Annotated in this window: 17 protein-coding genes, 1 tRNA gene and 1 pseudogene; 13 read left to right on the top strand and 6 right to left on the bottom strand. The window is 71.0% G+C overall.

Annotated elements, in window-relative coordinates; genetic code table 11:
• Window position 1 precedes the first annotated feature (1 nt).
• Window positions 2-949 carry a CBM35 domain-containing protein gene (locus tag ACWBNA_RS21555; protein ID WP_482706076.1) on the bottom strand — a complete coding sequence of 316 codons (948 nt, stop codon included), beginning with the start codon at window positions 947-949 and terminating at the stop codon, window positions 2-4.
• Window positions 950-1,069: 120 nt separating this feature from the next.
• Window positions 1,070-2,725, bottom strand: coding sequence for a diguanylate cyclase CdgB (gene cdgB / locus ACWBNA_RS21550; RefSeq protein WP_482706075.1), 1,656 nt, complete (start codon window positions 2,723-2,725; stop codon window positions 1,070-1,072).
• Window positions 2,726-3,074: 349 nt separating this feature from the next.
• Between cdgB and ACWBNA_RS21545 the strand changes: the two genes are divergently transcribed.
• Together ACWBNA_RS21545 and ACWBNA_RS21540 are read left to right on the top strand one after the other, a co-directional pair.
• Complete coding sequence (locus ACWBNA_RS21545) at window positions 3,075-3,659, top strand: flavin reductase family protein (RefSeq protein WP_482706074.1); 585 nt, start codon at window positions 3,075-3,077, stop codon at window positions 3,657-3,659.
• A 49-nt stretch (window positions 3,660-3,708) separates the two neighbouring features.
• A complete protein-coding gene (locus ACWBNA_RS21540) occupies window positions 3,709-4,182 on the top strand; it encodes a GNAT family N-acetyltransferase (protein WP_482706073.1) in 474 nt (157 codons plus the stop codon).
• Window positions 4,183-4,196: 14 nt separating this feature from the next.
• Here the strand turns inward: ACWBNA_RS21540 and arfB are convergent, their stop codons facing one another.
• Window positions 4,197-4,634: an alternative ribosome rescue aminoacyl-tRNA hydrolase ArfB gene (gene arfB / locus ACWBNA_RS21535; RefSeq protein WP_482706072.1), complete on the bottom strand. Its 438-nt coding sequence runs from the start codon at window positions 4,632-4,634 to the stop codon at window positions 4,197-4,199.
• A gap of 166 nt (window positions 4,635-4,800) precedes the next feature.
• On the opposite strand from arfB, the gene ACWBNA_RS21530 reads away from it, so the two are divergent.
• Both ACWBNA_RS21530 and ACWBNA_RS21525 read left to right on the top strand, forming a co-directional pair.
• Window positions 4,801-5,376 carry a TerD family protein gene (locus tag ACWBNA_RS21530; RefSeq protein ID WP_482706071.1) on the top strand — a complete coding sequence of 192 codons (576 nt, stop codon included), beginning with the start codon at window positions 4,801-4,803 and terminating at the stop codon, window positions 5,374-5,376.
• 100 nt (window positions 5,377-5,476) lie between these two features.
• Window positions 5,477-6,040 (top strand): annotated as a pseudogene (locus ACWBNA_RS21525) (GNAT family N-acetyltransferase); the annotation flags it as partial.
• 34 nt (window positions 6,041-6,074) lie between these two features.
• On the opposite strand, the gene ACWBNA_RS21520 reads toward ACWBNA_RS21525, so the two are convergent.
• Window positions 6,075-7,499, bottom strand: coding sequence for a M1 family metallopeptidase (locus tag ACWBNA_RS21520; RefSeq protein ID WP_482706070.1), 1,425 nt, complete (start codon window positions 7,497-7,499; stop codon window positions 6,075-6,077).
• Between the two features lie 41 nt (window positions 7,500-7,540).
• On the opposite strand from ACWBNA_RS21520, the gene ACWBNA_RS21515 reads away from it, so the two are divergent.
• Window positions 7,541-8,038, top strand: coding sequence for a hypothetical protein (locus ACWBNA_RS21515; protein WP_482706069.1), 498 nt, complete (start codon window positions 7,541-7,543; stop codon window positions 8,036-8,038).
• 131 nt (window positions 8,039-8,169) lie between these two features.
• On the opposite strand, the gene ACWBNA_RS21510 is transcribed toward ACWBNA_RS21515, so the two are convergent.
• On the bottom strand, window positions 8,170-8,865 hold the full coding sequence (locus ACWBNA_RS21510) for a pentapeptide repeat-containing protein (RefSeq protein WP_482706068.1): 696 nt from the start codon (window positions 8,863-8,865) through the stop codon (window positions 8,170-8,172).
• Between the two features lie 118 nt (window positions 8,866-8,983).
• Here ACWBNA_RS21510 and ACWBNA_RS21505 point away from each other — a divergent pair, with 118 nt between their 5' ends.
• The 5 genes from ACWBNA_RS21505 (at window position 8,984) to ACWBNA_RS21485 (ending at window position 14,375) form a co-directional block, all read left to right on the top strand.
• Complete coding sequence (locus ACWBNA_RS21505) at window positions 8,984-10,144, top strand: NAD(P)-binding protein (protein ID WP_482706067.1); 1,161 nt, start codon at window positions 8,984-8,986, stop codon at window positions 10,142-10,144.
• Between the two features lie 135 nt (window positions 10,145-10,279).
• Window positions 10,280-11,260: a zinc-binding dehydrogenase gene (locus tag ACWBNA_RS21500; protein ID WP_482706066.1), complete on the top strand. Its 981-nt coding sequence runs from the start codon at window positions 10,280-10,282 to the stop codon at window positions 11,258-11,260.
• Window positions 11,257-12,795 (top strand): MFS transporter, encoded by a 1,539-nt coding sequence (locus ACWBNA_RS21495; protein WP_482706065.1) that lies wholly within the window; start codon window positions 11,257-11,259, stop codon window positions 12,793-12,795. The genes ACWBNA_RS21500 and ACWBNA_RS21495 overlap by 4 nt, the downstream gene beginning before the upstream one ends.
• Before the next feature lie 203 nt (window positions 12,796-12,998).
• Window positions 12,999-13,886, top strand: a complete 888-nt coding sequence (locus tag ACWBNA_RS21490; protein ID WP_482706064.1) for an aminoglycoside phosphotransferase family protein — start codon at window positions 12,999-13,001, stop codon at window positions 13,884-13,886.
• A gap of 9 nt (window positions 13,887-13,895) precedes the next feature.
• Complete coding sequence (locus tag ACWBNA_RS21485) at window positions 13,896-14,375, top strand: GNAT family N-acetyltransferase (protein ID WP_482706063.1); 480 nt, start codon at window positions 13,896-13,898, stop codon at window positions 14,373-14,375.
• Between the two features lie 47 nt (window positions 14,376-14,422).
• On the opposite strand, the gene ACWBNA_RS21480 is transcribed toward ACWBNA_RS21485, so the two are convergent.
• Window positions 14,423-14,496, bottom strand: a tRNA-Thr gene (locus ACWBNA_RS21480).
• A gap of 244 nt (window positions 14,497-14,740) precedes the next feature.
• Between ACWBNA_RS21480 and ACWBNA_RS21475 the strand changes: the two genes are divergently transcribed.
• The 3 genes from ACWBNA_RS21475 (at window position 14,741) to ACWBNA_RS21465 (ending at window position 17,368) form a co-directional block, all read left to right on the top strand.
• Window positions 14,741-15,877, top strand: coding sequence for an ABC transporter ATP-binding protein (locus ACWBNA_RS21475; protein ID WP_482706062.1), 1,137 nt, complete (start codon window positions 14,741-14,743; stop codon window positions 15,875-15,877).
• 216 nt (window positions 15,878-16,093) lie between these two features.
• Window positions 16,094-16,546: a hypothetical protein gene (locus ACWBNA_RS21470; protein WP_482706061.1), complete on the top strand. Its 453-nt coding sequence runs from the start codon at window positions 16,094-16,096 to the stop codon at window positions 16,544-16,546.
• A gap of 90 nt (window positions 16,547-16,636) precedes the next feature.
• Entirely contained in the window at window positions 16,637-17,368 is a 732-nt protein-coding gene (locus tag ACWBNA_RS21465; protein ID WP_482706060.1) for a nucleotidyltransferase family protein, read from the top strand.
• Window positions 17,369-17,407 lie beyond the last annotated feature (39 nt).

Below are 17,407 nucleotides of genomic sequence, written 5' to 3'. Positions count from 1 at the left end.
CCTACTGGTCGACGTTCTCCGTCACGGAGAACTGATCGAGGTAGGCGTCACACTGGTTGCCCTGCTGGCACGAGAGCTCGATCGTGTTGGTGCCCTTGGTGAGGGAGACCTGACCCCAGGTGGTCTGCCAGCCCTTCTCCCAGTCACCCGCGGGCTGCTTGGCGAAGTTCTTCATGTTCAGCGGCTGCGTGTTGGCCTTGCCGTTGACCGTCAGCGTCGCGTTGGCGTCGACACCGGGGATGTCGTAACGGACGTAGAGCCGGTAGGTGCCGGCCTTCTCGATGCCGTTGACCGTCCAGGTGACCTTGGCGCCGACCTGGTTGAAGCCCTGCACATACACGCCGCCCTCGGACTGGGCGCCCTTCACGTCGGAGGCGAGGCTTGTGCCGCCCTCGAGACGCAGGGTCTTCGCGTCGGTCTTCGGGAGCTCACCGGCGGCGGCCGACTGCGAGGGCGAGGCACTCGGCTCGGAGTTCTGCGTCGTCGTCGGCGACGAGGACGCCTCGTTCCCGCCCGCGTTGTCGTTGCCGTCACCGCCCGTCATCGCCACCCCGATGCCGATGACGACCGCGGCGACGACCGCGATCGCGCCGATCAGCAGTCCCTTGGTGTTGGGGCCCTGCCGGCCGCCGCCACCGCTGTAGGACGGCTGCTGCTGCTGGGTGGTGGGTGCGCTGCCCGGGAAGGTCTCGGGCGCCGCGTAGTGGGCGCTCGGCTGGCCCTGGGCACCCTGCTGCGGAACCTGGCCGTACGGTGCGGTCGCGGCGGCTGGGGCCTGCTGGCCGTACTGTCGCTGACCGACCGCGCGCACCCGGTTGACGGAGCCCGGGTAGCCGTAGCCGCCCGCACCGGAGGGCGGCTGGGCGCCGTTGGCCTGCCCGTCGGCGTAGAGATAGCCGAACGGGTCGTCGTCCTCGGGCGTGCTCGCGCCGTTGTTGCCGGCCGTCATCCCTTGGTCTCCTCAACAGGTGCGGTGCGGATGCGATTGGGGTGGTGAGAAGGGCGAGCCTACCCGCTCCTGGTGGCCCAAACGGGTGACTCGGATCGCATCAGCTCGCTGACCTGGGGATCAACCCGCGCGTCTGTGTTGTTTGGGACGCGATCGTTTCTCGACGTACATCCGCTCGTCGGCCGACTTCAACACCTCATCCGCCGTCATCCCGCAATGGGCCCAGCCGATGCCGAAGCTGGCGCCGACCCGCATGGCCCGTCCGTCGACCCGGATGGGCTGGATGATCTCGTTGCGCAGGCGTACGGCGAGGTCCTGGGCGTCGGCCCGGCCGAGCCCGTCTGCCAGCACGACGAACTCGTCGCCGCCGAGGCGGGCCACGGTGTCACCGTCGCGAACGGCACGGGACAGACGCCGGGCGACCTCGATGAGGACCGCGTCACCGGAGTTGTGCCCGAACCGGTCGTTGATCGACTTGAAGCCGTCGAGGTCGCAGAAGAGGACCGCGAGCCCCTTGGTGCCGTCGTCGTGTTCACCCTCCGGGGCGACGGTGTGCACATGGTGGTCGTAGTTGTCGTACGACTCGGTGCCCGGTCGGAAGTCGAAGCCGTGGCCGCCCGTGTCGAAGACGGGGTGGCTGTACGCGGCGTCCACCGGCTCCAGGACGCTCGCGTGGTCGGCGGCGCGCTGACACAGGCGGGAGGCGAGCCGGGAGCGCAGCTCGGCGGAGTTCGGCAGGCCGGTGAGCGCGTCGTGCGAGGCGCGGTGCGCGAGCTGCAGTTCGCGGCGCTTGCGGTCCTCGATGTCCTCGACGTGGGTGAGGAGGAACCGGGGGCCGTCGGCCGCGTCGGCGACGACGGAGTTGCGCAGGTGGACCCAGATGTAGGTGCCGTCGCGGCGGCCGAGCCGGAGTTCCGCGCGGCCGCCCTCGGCGGAGGTGCGGAGCAGGGTGCCTATGTCCTCGGGGTGGACGAGGTCGGAGAAGGAGTAGCGGCGCATCGCGGAGGCGGGGCGGCCCAGCAGACGGCACAGGGCGTCGTTCGTGCGCAGGATCCGGCCGTGCTGGTCGCCGCCCATCTCGGCGATGGCCATGCCGGAGGGGGCGTACTCGAAGGCCTGCCGGAAGCTTTCCTCGCTGGCGCGCAGGGCCTGCTGCTCCCTTTCGAGCCTGACCAGTGCGCGCTGCATGTTGGCACGTAGACGCGCGTTGCTGATCGCGATGGCGGCCTGGAAGGTGTACATCTGGAGCGCTTCGCGGCCCCACGCGCCCGGACGGCGGCCGTTGCGCGGCCGGTCCACGGACAGCACGCCGATCAGCTCACCGCTAGAGCCGCCGGGCGGGCCGGGCGCGTACATGGGGGCGAAGAGCCGGTCGGAGGGGTGCCACTCGTCCTCGAAGCGGGGCGCGGGCCCGTCGGTGTACCACTGCGGTACGTCGTCGTCGTCGAGGACCCAGCCCTCGGTGTGCGGTATGTAGACCAGGTCGCCCCAGTGCTCGCCCATGCCGAGCCGGCGCTCCCAGGACTCGCGGGAGCCGACGCGGCCGGTGATCAGCGCCTCGGCGGCCGCGTTGCCCGCGAACGCGGCGACGACGAGGTCGCCGTCGGGACGTACGAGGTTCACGCACGCCAGCTCGTACCCGAGGGCGGTGACCACGCCGTCGGCCACGGTCTGCAGTGTGTCCGCGAGGCTGCGGGCCGTGTTCATGTCGGCCATGACCTGGTGCAGCTGTCGCAGGGACGCAAGGCGGACGTAGGGCTCCGACTCGGTCTCCATGCTCGCCCTCCCCCCGAGACCTCGCAGCGAATCAAGGGTTCTCATCGGCGTATCGTCCTAGCAACTTCCCCGCCACTGAATCACAGCGCGCTGCCCACTCGGTACACAGGGTCAACAATTAGTCCCCCTTGTGACTCAAGTCACAGCGAAAGATGAGCAATTGAGTGGAGTTTCTGCGTTTTCCCTGTGCGTTTACTGAACGCAAACTTTGGATGAATGGGGAGACCGCACGGAAGGGCCACGGGCGGAACACAGAGAGTACACAGAGAAACTCGTCCGCGAGTCCTAGGACCGGTCTCGGGCCGAGGTCCGATGCGGCACGCACGGCCCGGCCACTAGCGTTTCGGGTGTGCCGAACACTCCCCTCGCCCCGTCCGCCACCCTCGCCGCTCCCGCCGCCGGGCATGCTGTGGGGGTGAGCAACGACGAGTTCCGAGCAGCCCTGTCCCGGCTGGCCGCCGGCGTGGTCCTGGTGACCGCGCAGGAGGCCTCGCTCGACCCGGACGACCCGCAGGCGCCGACCGGCGAGGACGTCGGCATGACGGCGACGGCGTTCATGTCGGTCTCGCTCGACCCGCCCCTGGTGCTGGTCAGCCTGCGCGAGGGCTCCCGCATGGACGACCTGCTCGACGAGCAGCCCCTGTGGGCGGTGTCGGTGCTCTCCGAGAGCCAGCGGCACATCGCCGGCCGCTTCGCCATGAAGGGCCGTATCAGCGACCGCCTCCTCTTCGAGGACATCCCCTACGTCCGCGGCGAGGCGTCCGGCGCTCCTCTGGTGGGCGGCGCCCTGGCCACCCTGGAATGCCGCACGGAACAGCGCGTTCCGGCCGGCGACCACGTCCTGGTGATCGGCCGGGTCCTGACCGCGGCCCTGCCGAGCGCGGACGGCGGCCCGCTGACGTATTTCCGGGGCCGGTACCGGCAGTTGGGGTGAGCCCGGAATTCGATCGCCCCGCCCCGGGCCGCCTGCCTAGGGTGCGCGCATGACGACGACACCCGCGCCACGCCTCGTGGAGATCACACCCCACAACTTCGAGGCCGCCACCGGCATAAAGGTCCGCCCGGAACAGGAATTCGCGGTGTCCCCGGTGCTGCGGTCCCTCGCCGAGGCGTATGTCCACCCCGCCGGGGTCGCCTGGCCCCGCCTGATCGTCGACGGCGACCGTCCCGTCGGCTTCCTCATGGCCTTCTTCGACATCGACTGGAAAGAGGACGGCACCCTCTTCCGCTCCGGCCTGTGGCGACTGAACATCGCCGCCGGCGAACAGGGCCGCGGCTACGGCCGGTTCGCCGTGGAGTCGGTGGCGGCCGAGATCCGCCGCCGGGGCGGCAAGGAGATGTACGTCACCTGGCACCCCGGTCCGCACGGCCCCGAGGACTTCTACCCGCGGCTCGGCTTCCGCCCCAACGGGGAGACGAGCGAGGGGGAGATCGTCGGGGTGCTGGAGCTGTCGTAGCGACGCGCCGGGGGTCACCCCCAGTCGCGGCCGGTTCTCCCCCGCTTGGTGTCCGAGCGCTGCTTCTTCTCCCGCAGCCGGCGTTCGTTGATGCCCCGGGGGATCCGGGTGGGCCGGCGCGGCTTGGGCGGCGGGGCCGTCGCCTCGGCGAGGAGAGCGGCCAGGCGCACGGCGGCGGTCTCGCGGTTGCGCCACTGGGAGCGGTGCTCGGAGGCGCGCACGGTGACGACGCCGTCGACGAGCCGCCCCGCCAGCTTTTCCAGGGCCCGCTGCTTCCACACCTCGGGCAGCGCCTCGGTACGGGCCAGGTCGAAGCGGAGCTCCACCTGGGTGTCACTCGTGTTGACGTGCTGTCCGCCGGGCCCGGACGACCGGGAGAAACGCCAGATGAGCTCGGCCTCGGGGAGCGAGACGGAGCCGCGGATGACGTGGGGACCGGACATGACGTCCATGTTCCCTGGTCTGTCCGGTCCACGTCACGCGATTATCGGCGCGGCCGGGAAACGGCTCGGTAAAGAAAGTAAAGAGACCTGGAACCTCGCGTACCCCTCTCCGCGTTGATACCGGTAGCTGTAGCTTCATGCTGCCGTATGTCTAACGAGGGAAGGACTCCCAACAATGGCTGTAAGCCTGTCCAAGGGTGGCAACGTCTCGCTTACCAAGGAGGCTCCGGGCCTGACCGCCGTCACCGTGGGCCTGGGCTGGGACGTCCGCACCACCACCGGCACGGACTTCGACCTCGACGCCTCCGCGATCGCGGTCAACACGCAGGGCAAGGTCTACTCGGACGGCCACTTCGTGTTCTTCAACAACAAGCAGACCCCGGACCAGACCATCGTCCACACCGGTGACAACCGCACCGGCGAGGGCGCGGGCGACGACGAGGCGATCAAGGTCAACCTCGCCGGCCTCCCGGCCGACATCGACAAGATCGTCTTCCCGGTCTCTATCTACGACGCGGAGAACCGCTCCCAGAACTTCGGCCAGGTCCGCAACGCCTACATCCGCATTCTGAACGAGGCGGGCGGGGCCGAGATCGCCCGCTACGACCTCTCGGAGGACGCGGCCACGGAGACGGCCATGGTCTTCGGTGAGCTCTACCGCAACGGCGCCGAGTGGAAGTTCCGCGCGGTCGGCCAGGGTTACGCCTCCGGCCTGGTGGGCATCGCCCAGGACTTCGGTGTGAACGTCTGACCGACGTCCATCCGCAGCTCCGCCGAAGCCCCCGACCGTGACGGCCGGGGGCTTCGGCGTTCCCGCCACCCCACCGCCGCCCGGCCGCTAAGTTGCCCGCGTGATCCTCACCGCCCTCCCCCTCACGCCCGACCACGACCTCCCGGGCCCCCTCCTCACCGAACTCACCGCGCTGTACGCCGCCAACCGCGACTTCCACGCGCTCAGCGGTGACTTCCCGGACCCGGACGACATCCGTCCGCAGCAGGTGGCTGCCGCGCTGGCCGAGGAGGCGGCGGACCCGGGGGTGGAGGTGCTGCTGGCTCGCAGCGAGGGACGGCTGGTCGGGATCGCGATCACCCTCGACCGGCACCCCGACCCGGCCGACCCGGACCCCTGGATCGGCTTCCTGATGGTGGCGGCGGACGTCCATCGGCAGGGCCACGGACGACAGTTGGCCTCGCTCGTCGAAGACCGGTTCCGCGCCGCGGGCCGAACCGCCGTACGCCTGGCCGTCCTCGACGCGAACCCGCGGGGCCTCGCCTTCTGGACGGCCCTCGGCTACGAGGTGATCGACCACCGCGCGGACAGCAGGGCCGGCCGCCCCTGCGCCGTCCTGCGCAAGCCGCTGCGCCAGCCGCGCCTCGCCGCCCCGATCGCCGTACCGGATCCCGACGGCTCGGTCTGAGGTCCACCGACCGCCGTCCGCCGGCCGGCCCTCAGTCCTTGGCGGGCGCCGGCTTCCCGTCCCCGTACAGCCAGTCCGCCCAGATCCCGTCGAAGTCCTTCCCCGGCGCGCGCTTCTCCACGTACGCCGTGAAGTCGGCCGTGTCCGCGTTGCCGTGCCGGTGGGCGGCGGCCCAGCCGCGGAGGAGGGCGCGGAAGGCGGTGTCTCCGACCGTCTGCCGGATCCGGTGGAGGACCATGGCGCCGCGCTCGTAGACGGGACTGTCGGAGAGGTGGGCGGCGCTCGTCGGCTCGGCGGGCGGGAAGGACCAGAGGTCCTCGTGGGTCTCCTCGCCGTGGTCGTACAGCGCGTCGAAGGTCTTCTGGGCGCTGTCGCCGCCGTGTTCCTCCCGCCACAGCCACTCCGCGTAGGTCGCGAAGCCCTCGTTGAGCCACATGTCCTGCCAGGTCTTCGGCGTGACCGAGTTGCCGTACCACTGGTGGGCGAGTTCATGGACGAGGAGCGAGGTGTCGGGGACGCCGGGGAAGACGGGCCGGTTCTGGGTCTCCAGGGCGTAACCGGCGTCGCCGTCGCGGTCGACGATCGCTCCGGTGGAGGAGAACGGATACGGCCCGAAGGTGTCCGTGGCCCACTCCATGATCTCGGGGATCCCGTCCAGCACCTTCCGGCTCTCCCCGGCCGGGCCCGGGTCGACGGCGACGTACACGGGCAGGCCGTCGGCGGTGGTGGAGCGGCGGATGTCGAAGTCACCGACGGCGACCGTGGCGGCGTGACTCGCCATGGGTTCAGCGGTGCGCCAGGTGAACGCCGTACGGCCCCCGGTGGTCCGCTCTCCCACCAACTCGCCGTTGGACACGGCCCGCAGTCCCTCCGGCACGGTCACCGTGACCTCGTACGACGCCTTGTCTGAGGGGTGGTGGTCGCCGGGGAACCACGCCATCGAACCCGTCGGCTCCCCGAGGGCCAGCGCCCCGTCCGCGGTGCGCAGCCAGCCCTCCTCGGAGCCGTCCGGGTCGGTGATCGTCACCGGGGTGCCGGAGTAGCGGACGCTCACACGGAAGGTCTCCCCCTCGCCGAGCCCTTCGCGCGGGCGCACGGTCAGCTCCTGCCCGGCGCGGTCCCAGCGGGCTCCCTCGCCGTCCACGGTGACCCCGCCGACGTCGAGCCCCTCGAAGTCGAGGTCGAAGGCGGAGAGGTCCTGGGTGGCGCGGGCGCTGATCGTCGCCGTGCCGGTGAGGTGGCCGGTGTCGGGCTCGTAGGCGAGGTCCAGGTCGTAGTGCGTGACGTCGTACCCGCCGTTGCCCGCCTTCGGGAAGTACGGGTCGCCCACCCCGGAGCCGCCGGGCCGGCCGGGCGCTTCCTTGCCGCCGCACGCGGTCAGGGTGAGGCCCAGGACGAGGGCGACGACGAGAAGACGGGGCGTACAGGCCGGGACAACGGGCGCGGATCGGGACACGCCGGTGATCCTACGAGGACGCGCGTGGCACCATCTCGTACGTGCTCGACATCGGCTACGCCCTCTCCAACCGCTTCCCGGACCCCCCGCAGACCGACTACCGCCGCGCGGACGTCCACACTCTGCGCCACGACCTGTTCTGCGGGGACGTCTACCTCGCCGACACCAAGGCGGACCGGGAGCTGTCCACAGCCTGGGGATGGGTTCCAGTGCTCGACTTCGCGTGGGCCCTGTGCGACATCGTCGAGCAGATCGACCGCGACCCGGCCGGCTCCCGCGCCTCCCGCCCGCAGCGCGCGGAACTCGACTTCACCGAGTCCAGCGACCGCATGCTCTTCGAGCGCCGCTTCGGCTGGGTGGACATCGAGGCCGACTGGATGCCGGCCGACGAGCCCCCGCTGAGCTTCTCCCACGCCGAACTCCGCAAGGAGGCCCGGGACTTCCTGCACGACCTGATCGCCGACCTGATCGACCTGCACGACGACCTGGGCGAGAACCCGGCGATCTGGACCCTGCAGGCGCGCTTCCCCAGGGCCTGAACCGCCTCGCTGGCCCCCCGCCCCCTCGCGGCGGGCTGGGGACCGCGCGCGGGACGGGCTTCTCCGGCCCCCGGCCCGGCCGTCCCACCCGCGGCCACACCGGTCGGCTCCAGGGCGGCGTACGCCACCCGTCACCCCTCCACCCGAACCCCCATCTCCGCCGCCAGCACCGGCGCCAGATCCAGCAGTTGCGCCGGACTGATCACCGCCCCCGCCAGCCGGTCCACGCCACGAGCGATCTCCAGGGAAGCGGCCCCGCGCAGGTCGACGTCCTTCAGCGTGGCCGCACTGAGATCCGCCCCCTTCAGTTCGCAGTCCACGAACTCGACCCGCTCCAGCCGGGCTCCCCCGAAGTCCGGCTCGACCAGGACACAGCCCTGGAAGACGACGTCCTTGAGGCGGGCCGTGCGCAGGTTCAGATAGTCGATCTTGCCGCCCCGGATCAGGACGCGCTCCAGGACGGCTCCGTGCATCTGCGTGCCGCCGAGCCGGGCGTCGACCAACTCGACGTCCCGCAGCGTCGACTCGGCCAGGTCGGTGCCCACACCCCGGATGCCGGTGAGGACCGAGTCCAGGAAGCGGGCGTGGTGCAGCCGGGTCTCGTCCAGCGCGCACCCCGTCAGCGCGCAGTCCATGAAGCGGGCGCCCCGCCCGTCCTGCCCCGCGAAGTCCGCCGCCACGAACTCCAGCCCGTCGTAGTCCCCGTCCGGCTCCAGCCCCCCGCCGCCGTACGGCTCCAGCGGAGGCAGCCGCAGCTCGGGGCGCCGCGCCGCCCTCACCCCGGTCCCGCCGGCCCGTCCCGTCCCGCCCACCGCTCTCCTCGCCATGCCCCCATGCTGCACCCCACCACTGACAATCGCCCTGACCTGCACAAACACCGGCGATGTCACATTCGAGGGCCCGCATCGGTCGTATCCACAGGACCGACCGAAGGAGAACCGAACCATGCACCGCATCACCGTCATCGGCGGCGGCTTCGCCGGACTCACCGCCGCCCTCACCGCCGCCGAGGCGGGCGCCAAGGTCACCGTCTACGAAGCCCACCACACCCTCGGCGGGCGAGCCCGGACCGCCGAGGGGCCGTACCGGACGAACGAAGGACCGCACGCCCTCTACAGCGGCGGCCCGCACTGGGCCTGGCTCAGGCAGCGCGACCTCATCGGCCCGCTCGCGCCGATCCCGCCGCTGGAAGCGGCCCGGCTGCGGCTGCGCCACAAGGGCGTCCTGCGCCGCACCCCGCCCTTCGCGATGCTCAAGCTGCTGCGCCCCGGCATCCGGCAGGCACCCGTCGACGTCGACTTCATGACCTGGGCGACCGAACAGGCCGGCGAGGAGGGGGCCCGCGCCGCCGCGCACTACTCGGCCGTCGCCCTCTTCCACCACGACCCCGGCTCCCTGTCCGCGGCTTTCGTGCAGGAACGCCTGCGCCGCGCCACCAAGCTCCCGCCCGAGGCCCAGTACCCGCGCGGCGGCTGGGCCAGTGTCATCGACCGGATGGCCTCCCGGGCCTGGAATCTGGGAGTCCGGATGGAGACGCTCGCCCGGATCGACACCCTCCCCACCGACACGCCCGTCGTCGTCGCCACCTCCCTCGACGCCGCACGCCGCCTCCTCGGCGACCACTCCCTGACCTGGACCAGCGGCCGTACCACCCTCGTCGACCTCGCCGTACGCACCCGGCGCGGCGACGCCTTCGCCGTCTCCGACCTCGACTCCCCCGGCTGGCTCGAACGCTTCACCGCCCAGGACCGCTCCCTCGCCCCCGCCGGCGAGCAACTCGTCCAGGGGCAGATCCCGATCGCCCCGCACGAGACGAAGGCCGACGGCGTCGCCCGCGCCGAGCAACTCCTCGACCTCGCCTTCGAGGGCTGGCGCGGGCGCGTCACCTGGCGCCGCGAAGCTGTCGCGAACGGCCGTACCGGCGCCGTCGACCTGCCGGGCACGAGCTGGCGCGACCGGCCCGCCGTCGACCGCGGCGACGACGTCTACCTGGCGGGCGACCAGGTCGCCGCCCCCGGCGTCCTGTCCGAGGTCTCCTTCAACAGCGCCCTGACCGCCGTCTCACTCGCCCTCGGCCGGAACACTCTTGACCTCAAGCATGCTTGAGGTTGAAGAGTGGGGCTCTGCCGACAGCACGACAGAGGTCAACACGTCGGCACGTCAGCACGTCAGCACGTCAGCACCAGCCACCGATGCCAGATGCCAGATGCCAGATGCCAGATGCCCGATGGGGGACCCCACATGCACGCCATCCGCCTGCACACCTTCGGCCCGGCCGACCACCTCACCTACGAGGAGACCGAGGCCCCCAGCCCCGCCCCCGGCCAGGTCCGCATCGCCGTGGCCGCGGCCGGGGTCCACCTCCTGGACACCGCCCTGCGCGAGGGCATGCAGGGCCCCCTCCCCGCGCCGCCCACCCTGCCCACGATCCCCGGCCGCGAGGTCGCCGGCGTCGTCGACGCCCTCGGCGCGGGCGTCGCCGGCCTGTGGCTCGGCAAGCGCGTGGTCGCCCACCTCGGTTTCGCGCCCGGTGGCTACGCCGAACTCGCCGTCACCGAGGTCGAACGCCTCCACGAGATCCCCGCGAACCTGGACTTCGCCCAGGCCGTCGCCATGATCGGCACGGGCCGTACGACCATGGGGATCCTCCAGTTCGCCGAGCTCGGCCCCGACTCCGTCGCCGTGATCCCGGCCGCCGCCGGCGGCATCGGCACCCTCCTCGTCCAATACGCCAAGCACGCCGGCGCCACCGTCATCGGCCTCGCCGGCGGCCCGGAGAAGGCCGCCCGCGTCCAGGCGAACGGCGCCGACCTCGCCGTCGACTACAAGGACCCGGCCTGGCCGGACAAGGTCCGCGCCTACCTGGGCGGAGGGACCGCGACCGTCGTCTTCGACGGCGTCGGCGGCGATGTCGCCCGCGAGGCCGTCGACCTGCTCGGCCCCGGCGGCAGGCACATCGTCTTCGGCTGGTCCGGAGAAGGCATCCACGACGGCGGGCCCTATCTGGTAGAGGGCGTGTCCGAGCAGGTCCTCGGCCCCGTGATGCTGCAGAAGGCCGGCGGCCCCGACCCCGTACGCGTCCTCGAACTGCGCGCCCTCACCCAGGCCGCCGAGGGCCGCCTCACCCCCGCCGTACAGCGCTTCCCCCTCGCCGAGGCGGCCGCCGCACACCGGGCCCTGGAGACCCGCGCGACGACCGGAAAGGTGGTGCTGGAGCCATGACGTCCGCGGATGCGGCAGACCCTGATCCATGGTCTGCTGACCAGGTGAGCGTCCCCCCTGCAGGTGCTCCCGAGGCCGACCCGCGCCGTTGGTGGGGCCTGGTGATCATCGCCCTCGCGCAGCTGATGGTCGTACTCGACGCGACCATCGTGAACATCGCGCTCCCCTCCGCACAGCACGACCTGGGCATCTCCGACGGTGACCGGCAATGGGTCATCACCGCCTACACGCTCGCCTTCGGCGGCCTCCTCCTGCTCGGCGGCCGCATCGCCGACCTGGTCGGCCGCAAACGCACCTTCGTCATCGGCCTCGTCGGCTTCGCCGCCGCCTCCGCGCTCGGCGGCGCCGCCACCGGCTCCGCCATGCTCTTCGGCGCCCGCGCCCTCCAGGGCGTCTTCGCCGCGCTGCTCGCCCCGTCCGCCCTCTCCCTGCTCACCACCACCTTCACCGACCCCAGGGAACGCGGAAAGGCCTTCGGCATCTACGGCGCCCTCGCCGGCAGCGGTGCCGCCATCGGGTTCATCGTCGGCGGCCTGCTCACCGAGTACCTGAACTGGCGCTGGTGCCTCTACGTCAACGTCCCCATCGCCGCCGTCGCCGTCTTCGGCGCCCTCGCCCTCCTCCACGACCGCCCCGGCCGCACCGGCGCCCGCCTCGACGTCCCCGGCGTGCTCCTGGGCTGCGGCGGCCTCGTCGCGATCGTCTACGGCTTCAGCGAGGCCGAACCCCGGGGCTGGACCGACCCCCTGGTCCTCGGCCTCTTCGCGGCGGGCGTCGTCCTGCTCGCCGTGTTCGTGTGGTGGCAGACCCGGGCCCCCCAGCCCCTGCTCCCCCTCCACGTCATCAAGGACCGCAACCGCGCCGGCTGCTTCCTCACCATGGGCCTCGCCGTCGTCGGCATGTTCGGCCTGTTCCTCTTCATGACGTACTACCTGCAGGTCGTCCTCGGTTACTCCCCCGTGAAGACGGGCCTCGCCTTCCTCCCCCTCACCGCGTCGATCATCACCGGCTCCACCCAGATCTCGGCCCGCCTGATCAACCGCGTACCGCCCCGCATGCTCATGGTCCCCGGCATGCTCCTCGCCTCGTCCGGCATGGTGATCCTCACCCGGATGACGGTGGACAGCGAGTACGCCACCGACATCCTCCCCGCGCTGATCCTCATGGGCCTGGGCATGGGCCTGACCTTCATGCCGGTCTTCTCCACCGCCACCGCGGGCGTCGCCCCCCAGGACTCCGGTGTCACCTCGGCGACCCTCAACACCTCACAACAGGTCGGCGGTTCCATCGGCACGGCCCTCCTCAACACCATCGCCACCACCAGCAGCACCGCCTACGTCACCGCCCACCTCGCCGGTTCCGGCGACCGGGCCCTGATGGCGAAGGAAGCCGTCGTCCACGGGTACACGGTCGCCATCTGGTGGGCCGCCGGCATCATGCTCCTGGCCGGCCTGATCGCCGGCCTGATGGTCACGACGAAACCCCCGAAACGCGGCGCCCCGAAGGGCACGGCGGTGCCGGAATCGGTGGCCTGAGCAACGGCCGTCAGGAAGGCCGGCGCAGGCGCGGCGACGCACACCCCGAGCCGTCGCCAGGTCCCGAGCCGGCGCTCCGCCGGGTGCCGGACGCAGGTCCCGGGGGCGCCGCGGGCGCGTGTCCACACCCTGTGGATAGCCCGGTGTGGATACCCCGGTCGATTCGCGTGAGGCGACTCCCGCACGCGAGTAGGGTCCGGATCGTGATCGACATACCGGAGGCGCTGGCCGCATCGCAGGAGGAGTTCAACGGAGAGGCGGGCCGCGCGTTCATCGCCGGTCTGCCGGAACTGACGGCCGACTTCCTGGAACGTTGGGATCTGACCGTCGACGGACGGCCGATGCACGGCGTCGCCGCACTGGTGGTGCCGGTCGTCCGCACGGACGGCACGTCGGCCGTCCTGAAGCTGCAACTCCGCGACGAGGAGAGCGAGGGCGAGCCCGTCGCCCTGCGCGTCTGGGACGGCGACGGGGCCGTACGGCTCCTCGACCACGACGAGACGACCGGCACCATGCTCCTCGAACGCCTCGACCCCACCCGCATGCTGTCCCACCTGGACGACACCCGCGAGGCCGTCCTGGTCATCGCCCACCTCCTGGCCCACCTCACCTCCGGGCCCGCCCCGCGGGGCATGCGCCGCCTCGGTGACATCGCGCGCGCCATGCTCGAGCGGACCCCCTCCGCCCTGGCCCGCATCCCGGACCCGGACACCCGCCGCCTGGTCGCCGACTGCGCGGCCGCCGTACGCGAAGTGGTGGACGAACCCGGAGACCGCCTCCTGCACTGGGACCTGCACGACGAGAACGTCCTCGCCTGTGACCGCGCCCCCTGGCTCGCCATCGACCCCAAGCCGCTCGCCGGCGACCCCGGCTTCGAACTCTGGCCCGCCCTCGCCAACCGCTTCGACGCCGACGAGATCCGCTGGCGCTTCGACGCCATGACCGACGTACTCGGCCTGGACCGCGCACGCGCGCGTGCCTGGACACTGGGCCGCCTCCTCCAGAACGCCCTGTGGGACGCCGAGGACGGCCGCCCGCCGGATCCCCGGCAACGGGAAATCGCCAGGCGCCTGAGGAACGGCGGGAGCTAGCCTCCGGGCATGATCCGCACCGCGACTCCCGCCGACGTTCCCGTCCTCCACGCCCTCGTCCGCGAACTGGCCGAGTACGAGAAGGCCCCGCACGAGGCGAAGGCGACCCCGGAACAGCTCCACGAGGCCCTCTTCGGCGAACGCCCGGCCGCCTACGCCCACATCGCCACCGACGACACCACCGGCGAACCCGTCGGCTTCGCCCTGTGGTTCCTGAACTTCTCCACCTGGCGCGGCGTCCACGGCATCTACCTGGAGGACCTCTACGTCCGCCCCACCGCCCGAGGCGCCGGCCACGGCAAGGCCCTGCTCACCGAACTCGCCCGGATCTGCGTCGAGCGCGGCTACGAGCGCCTGGAGTGGTCCGTCCTGAACTGGAACACCCCGTCCATCGCCTTCTACGAGGCGCTCGGCGCCCGGCCCCAGGACGAGTGGACGGTGTACCGCCTGACGGACGGGGCACTGGCGCGGCTCGGCGCACGGACATGAAGAAACCCAGGTCAGATACCAACTGACCTGGGTTTTTCCTGAGCCGGAGCCCCCTGTCGGATTCGAACCGACGACCTACGCATTACAAGTGCGTTGCTCTGGCCAACTGAGCTAAGGAGGCCTGCACGCGTGTGACGTGATGACGTGCCCGTGCAGTGTACCCAGGCCACAGGGTGCGCTTGTCGAAAATTTCGGCGAAGTTCACACTCCCCCAAGTACTGACAGATGCGTTGCCGCCAGGTACCGTCCTGACCCAGTTCACACGCGTGGACTACACCACCCTGGGCTCTGTCCGGGGCGGCTCACCACCTTCCTACAACGGATCGTCCGGCACGTTCCTGCCGGTAGAAGGGGGCCCTTTCACCATGGCCACTGTCTCGTTCGACAAGGCGACCCGGATCTACCCGGGTTCCACCAAGCCCGCCGTCGACGCACTGGAGATCGACATCGAGGACGGCGAGTTCCTCGTCCTCGTCGGTCCGTCGGGTTGCGGCAAGTCCACCTCGCTCCGCATGCTCGCGGGGCTCGAGGACGTGAACGGCGGCGCCATCCGCATCGGCGACCGTGACGTCACGCACCTGCCGCCGAAGGACCGGGACATCGCCATGGTGTTCCAGAACTACGCGCTGTACCCGCACATGTCGGTCGCCGACAACATGGGCTTCGCGCTCAAGATCGCCGGCGTCAACAAGCAGGAGATCCGCAAGAAGGTCGAAGAGGCCGCGAAGATCCTCGACCTCACCGAGTACCTGGACCGCAAGCCGAAGGCCCTCTCGGGTGGTCAGCGTCAGCGTGTCGCCATGGGCCGCGCGATCGTGCGTGAGCCGCAGGTGTTCCTCATGGACGAGCCGCTGTCCAACCTGGACGCCAAGCTCCGCGTGTCGACGCGTACGCAGATCGCGTCCCTGCAGCGCCGTCTCGGCATCACCACCGTCTACGTCACCCACGACCAGGTCGAGGCCATGACGATGGGCGACCGGGTGGCCGTGCTGAAGGACGGCCTGCTCCAGCAGGTCGACTCGCCGCGCAACATGTACGACCGTCCCGCCAACCTCTTCGTCGCCGGTTTCATCGGCTCCCCCGCGATGAACCTCGTCGAGGTCCCGATCACCGACGGCGGCGTGAAGTTCGGCAACAGCGTCGTCCCGGTCAGCCGTGACGCCCTGAAGGCCGCCTCCGACAAGGGAGACCGCACGGTCACCGTCGGCGTCCGCCCCGAGCACTTCGACATCGTCGAGCACGGCGGCGCCGCCGCCTCGGCCCTGTCGAAGGACACCGAGGACGCCCCGGCCGGTCTCGCGGTCTCCGTGAACGTCGTCGAGGAGCTCGGCGCCGACGGTTACGTCTACGGCAGCGCCAAGGTCGACGACGACCTCAAGGACCTGGTCGTCCGCGTCAGCGGCCGCGCGGTCCCCGACAAGGGCGCCACGCTGCACGTCGTGCCGCGGCCGGGCGAGATCCACGTGTTCTCGACCTCCACGGGCGAGCGCCTCACCGACTGAGGCGAAAAGAGCGAACAACCCGGGCATCTTCACCCGAGTTGACGACGCGGGCCCCGCAGTCCGCTGCGGGGCCCTCTTCGCTGCCGACAAATACCCCGGCAGACCGGTCATTTCGAGCAGTCGCGTCAACGCGGTACCCAGAAAAAGGCACCAGTTCATCCCCCGAACCGGTGACTAAATGTCGCCAAATCATCACCCCGCGCTACCCTCACACGCGTGAAGCACTCCACTAACCAACAGACGCGACGCGGCCGGGGCCCCGCCCGCCGGATCGGCCGCACCCTCGCCCTCGTCCTGCCCGTCGTCCTGGTGCTCTCCGGGACCCTCGCGGTCACCCGAGTCAACTGGTCGGGGAATCCCTCGAACTCGGTGCTCACCGCGTCGGACGCCTCGCTGTCGGACGCCAAGGCGCCCGGGGCCCGTGCTCCGCAGGACGTGTTGCGCGACCAGCTCATGACCGAACTCCAGGAGAAGAACCCGGGCCTCGCGCTCACGCACCTCCAGGAGGCGGTCAACGGCCGTCCGTCGCTGGCGAAGCACTGCGTCTCCATCGCGCGTGCGCTGGGCCGTGCCGCGGTCCGTGTGTACGGGCCCACGCGTGCGCAGTCGTACGCCCGCCCGGTCTGTGACACGGCCTTCGCGACGGGCGTCGCGGCGGCGCACAGCTGAACGCGGACCAACCGGGGGAGGGTGGTAACGGCTGATTAAGGAACGGTTGCAGGTCCCGGCCGCGAGCGGGACGCCACGTACAGTTCGGTCATGACCGATCCGAACGCCGCGTCCCGCCCTGTTCAAGCCGTCATTCTGGCCGGCGGCCAGGGCTCCCGGCTGCGTCCCTACACCGACGACCGGCCCAAGCCGATGGTCGAGATCCCCGGCACGGGGACTCCGATCATCGGCCATCAGCTTGTCTGGCTGGCGGAGGAGGGCGTGACGGACGTGGTGGTCAGCTGCGGCCACCTCGCCGACGTCCTGCAGAAGTGGCTGGAGAGCGCCGACCTCCCGGTGAACGTCACGACGGTCGTCGAGACGGAGCCGCTCGGCCGCGGTGGCGGCCTGAAGTACGCCGCCGCGCATCTCCCCCACCCGGAGCGGGCCTGGTACGCCACCAACGGCGACATCTGGACCCGCTTCTCGCTGCGCGAGATGGCGGACTTCCACACCGAGCGCGACGCGGTGGCGACCCTCGCGCTGGCCCGTCCACGCATTCCCTGGGGCGCGGTGGCGACGGACGGCTTCGGGCGCGTCACGGACTTCATCGAGTCCCCGCCGACGACGTACGACATCAATGCGGGCGTCTATGTCTTCTCGCCGGAGTTCGCCGGGCTGCTGCCCGAGCGCGGCGACCATGAGCGCACGACGTTTCCCCACCTCGCCCGTGAGCGGCGGTTGGCCGGTTTCCCGATTCCGCAGGGTTCGTATTGGCGTGCCATCGACACGGCGAAGGATCTGACGGAGGCGGCCAAGGAACTGGCCGCGCTGGGGCGCTAGAGACCGTCCGGAGCAGGACGACGGGGGTCCCGCACTTCT

It is taken from the genome of Streptomyces sp. Q2 (assembly GCF_056820935.1).
Note: the sequence above shows the minus strand (reverse complement) of the source record. Positions and strands in the feature narration are given on the sequence as shown.

Excerpts from the sequence above, each read along its gene's own strand:
- ACWBNA_RS21500 (WP_482706066.1), top strand. The coding sequence starts at position 10,280 with ATGCACGCCATCCGCCTGCACACCTTCGGCCCGGCCGACCACCTCACC.
- ACWBNA_RS21510 (WP_482706068.1), bottom strand. The coding sequence starts at position 8,865 with ATGGCGAGGAGAGCGGTGGGCGGGACGGGACGGGCCGGCGGGACCGGG.
- ACWBNA_RS21540 (WP_482706073.1), top strand. The coding sequence starts at position 3,709 with ATGACGACGACACCCGCGCCACGCCTCGTGGAGATCACACCCCACAAC.
- ACWBNA_RS21555 (WP_482706076.1), bottom strand. The coding sequence starts at position 949 with ATGACGGCCGGCAACAACGGCGCGAGCACGCCCGAGGACGACGACCCG.
- ACWBNA_RS21485 (WP_482706063.1), top strand. The coding sequence starts at position 13,896 with ATGATCCGCACCGCGACTCCCGCCGACGTTCCCGTCCTCCACGCCCTC.
- ACWBNA_RS21505 (WP_482706067.1), top strand. The coding sequence starts at position 8,984 with ATGCACCGCATCACCGTCATCGGCGGCGGCTTCGCCGGACTCACCGCC.
- ACWBNA_RS21495 (WP_482706065.1), top strand. The coding sequence starts at position 11,257 with ATGACGTCCGCGGATGCGGCAGACCCTGATCCATGGTCTGCTGACCAG.
- ACWBNA_RS21530 (WP_482706071.1), top strand. The coding sequence starts at position 4,801 with ATGGCTGTAAGCCTGTCCAAGGGTGGCAACGTCTCGCTTACCAAGGAG.
- arfB (WP_482706072.1), bottom strand. The coding sequence starts at position 4,634 with ATGGACGTCATGTCCGGTCCCCACGTCATCCGCGGCTCCGTCTCGCTC.
- ACWBNA_RS21465 (WP_482706060.1), top strand. The coding sequence starts at position 16,637 with ATGACCGATCCGAACGCCGCGTCCCGCCCTGTTCAAGCCGTCATTCTG.
- ACWBNA_RS21475 (WP_482706062.1), top strand. The coding sequence starts at position 14,741 with ATGGCCACTGTCTCGTTCGACAAGGCGACCCGGATCTACCCGGGTTCC.
- cdgB (WP_482706075.1), bottom strand. The coding sequence starts at position 2,725 with ATGGAGACCGAGTCGGAGCCCTACGTCCGCCTTGCGTCCCTGCGACAG.